The organism is Streptomyces sp. GC420, from assembly GCF_009916105.1.
Taxonomy (GTDB): Bacteria; Actinomycetota; Actinomycetes; order Streptomycetales; family Streptomycetaceae; genus Streptomyces.
The window spans coordinates 1-2,352 of the sequence record NZ_JAAAXQ010000664.1 but is presented as its reverse complement, the minus strand read 5'-3'; the positions used below and the strand labels follow the sequence as shown (position 1 = coordinate 2,352).

2 protein-coding genes are annotated in these 2,352 nt (G+C 73.1%); one reads left to right on the top strand and one right to left on the bottom strand.

What is annotated here, in order from left to right; translation table 11 throughout:
- Window positions 1–120: 120 nt before the first annotated feature.
- The gene (locus GUY61_RS37570; RefSeq protein ID WP_166634765.1) at window positions 121–1,413 is read right to left on the bottom strand and encodes a THUMP-like domain-containing protein; all 1,293 of its coding nucleotides are present in this window, start codon (window positions 1,411–1,413) and stop codon (window positions 121–123) included.
- On the opposite strand from GUY61_RS37570, the gene GUY61_RS37565 reads away from it, so the two are divergent.
- Window positions 1,412–2,335 (top strand): polysaccharide deacetylase family protein, encoded by a 924-nt coding sequence (locus GUY61_RS37565; RefSeq protein WP_166634764.1) that lies wholly within the window; start codon window positions 1,412–1,414, stop codon window positions 2,333–2,335. The genes GUY61_RS37570 and GUY61_RS37565 overlap by 2 nt on opposite strands.
- The last annotated feature ends 17 nt before the right edge of the window (window positions 2,336–2,352 follow it).

The window sequence follows — 2,352 nt, the reverse complement described above, 5'->3', positions numbered from 1 at the left end:
GTCGTCCCGTCTTGGCCCGCGGTATGAGTGGAGCGAGCAACTCCCACTCCTGGTCGGTGAGTTCGTGACGGCGTATCACGCCACCATGATCCACCATCTAGCGATCTTTGAAGACGGACCCTAGTCCTCCCTCGCCGGGTGGCCGAGCAGCATGGCCGGCGCGCCCGCGACGCGGGTCAGGAAGACGGTCGCCGAGCGCGGGCCCCGGGGTCTGACCTTCCTGCGCAGTTCCTCGGGCTCCACGGCAGAGCCGCGCTTCTTGACGGTGAGGACGCCGACCTCGCGCTCGCGCAGCAGCGCCTTGAGCTTCTTGACGTTGAAGGGCAGCGCGTCGGTGATCTCGTACGCGGTGGCGTACGGGGTCGGGCGCAGCCCGTCGGCCGTGACGTAGGCGATGGTCGGGTCGATGAGGCGGCCCTCCACCTGCCGGGCGACCTCGGAGACGAGATGCGCGCGGACGACGGCGCCGTCGGGCTCGTACAGGTACCGGCCGACGGGGCCGGTCCCGGGGTCCGGCAGGCCGGTGCCGGGCAGTGTGCGAGGGCCGGGCAGGAGGGTGGCGCGGACCGTGCCCGGGTCCGTCCCGAACCAGAGGACGGCCTCCTTCACATCCCCCCGGTCCGAGATCCACTCCGCCTCCGCCTCGGCCGGGACCGCCTCGTGCGGGATGCCGGGGGCGACCTTCAGTGCCGCGTGCGGGGCCTTCAGCGCGGCCCCGACCGCCCAGGACAGGGGTGGCGAGTACGCCTCGGGGTCGAAGATCCTGCCGCGGCCCGAAGAACGGCGCGCGGGATCGACGAAGACCGCGTCGCAGGGGGCCGTGTCGATCTCGGTGACGTCCGCCTGCCGGACCTCGATCAGCCCGGAAAGGCCCAGCGCCTCCGCGTTCGCCCGGGCCACCGCGCAGGTCAGCGGGTCCCGGTCGACGGCGAGCACGGAGATCCCGGCGCGGGCGAGGGCGATCGCGTCCCCGCCGATGCCGCAGCACAGATCCGCGACCGTCCGCACGCCGAGCGCGGCGAAGCGCCCGGCTCGGTACGCGGCGACCGGGGCGCGGGTCGACTGCTCCACGCCGTTCGGGGTGAAGAACATGCGGTACGCGTCCTCGTCCCCGAACTTCGCCGCCGCGCGCTGCCGCAGCCGCGCCTGGCCGAGCGCCGCCGAGACCAGCGCCGCGGGGTGCTCCCTGCGCAGCCGCGTCGCGGTCGCCAGCTCCTGCGCGGGGTCGTGGTCGCGGAGGGCGCCGAGCAGGGTGCGGCCCTCGTCGGTGAGCAGGGCGGAGAAGGAATCGAGATCCACGGGTCCATTGTTCCGGTCGGGGTGACGCGGGTGTCGGCCGGCCGGGGGACGGTGATGTGCCGCCGCTGTGTCGGCGGGGCGCCCGGGGCGCGTGCTGACAGGATGCGGCGCCATGCAGCCCGTACGACAAAAGGAACATCTCACTCAGAGGGTGGCGAGAAGTACCCGCCGCCTGGCGCTGGTCGCGCTGCTCGCCGCCGTTCTCGGCGCAGGCTGCGCCGGCGAGCACGGACACGGACGCGAGGCGCCGCCGAGGCCCGCGCCGGACCGGCCGCAGGCCTACCGGGCGGCCGCCGCCCGCTCGCTCGCCGGCTACGCGGAACGTCAGCGGGTCCGGGTCGCCGCGGCCCGGAAGTGGGGGCTGGCGCGGGTGCCGCTCGTCGCGCCCGAACCCCCCTCGGTCAAACCGAGGATCAGGACGCGCCAGGGGTTCTCCGCGGGGCCGGGCCTGCCGCCCGTCTTCACCACCGTCCCCACCGAGGAGAAGGTCGTCTTCCTGACGATCGACGACGGCGCCGAGAAGGACCCCCGGCTGCTGAGGATGATGAGCGACCTCGGCATTCCGTACAGCGCCTTCCTCAGCGACTACCTCGTCCGGGGGAACTACGGCTACTTCCGGAAGATGCGGGACCGCGGCGTGGCCCTGCACAACCACACGCTGCACCACCCCTACCTGCCCGCACTGTCGTACGCGGCGCAGCGCAGGGAGATCTGCGGGCAGCAGGAGATCATCGAGAAGCGGTACGGCAAGCGGCCGCACCTGTTCCGGCCGCCCTACGGCAACTACGACCGCGACACGCTGCGCGCCGCCGGGTCCTGCGGCGTGAAGGCCGTTCCCCTGTGGGCCGCCGAGGCGTTCCCGGACCGGATGGAATGGCGCGAGGCGGACCGCGACCTGCATCCCGGTGACATCATCCTCACCCACTTCCGCGGCCCGAACGAGTGGGAGGGGAGCATGCCCGACATGATCCGGCACGTGATGAGGGTCGTCACGGAACGGGGCTACGCCGTGGCCAGGCTGGAGGACTATGTCTGAGGCGGGTGGGGGCGGGG

Coding starts and splice junctions, on each gene's coding strand:
- GUY61_RS37565 (WP_166634764.1), top strand. CDS start 1,412: ATGCAGCCCGTACGACAAAAGGAACATCTCACTCAGAGGGTGGCGAGA.
- GUY61_RS37570 (WP_166634765.1), bottom strand. CDS start 1,413: ATGGCGCCGCATCCTGTCAGCACGCGCCCCGGGCGCCCCGCCGACACA.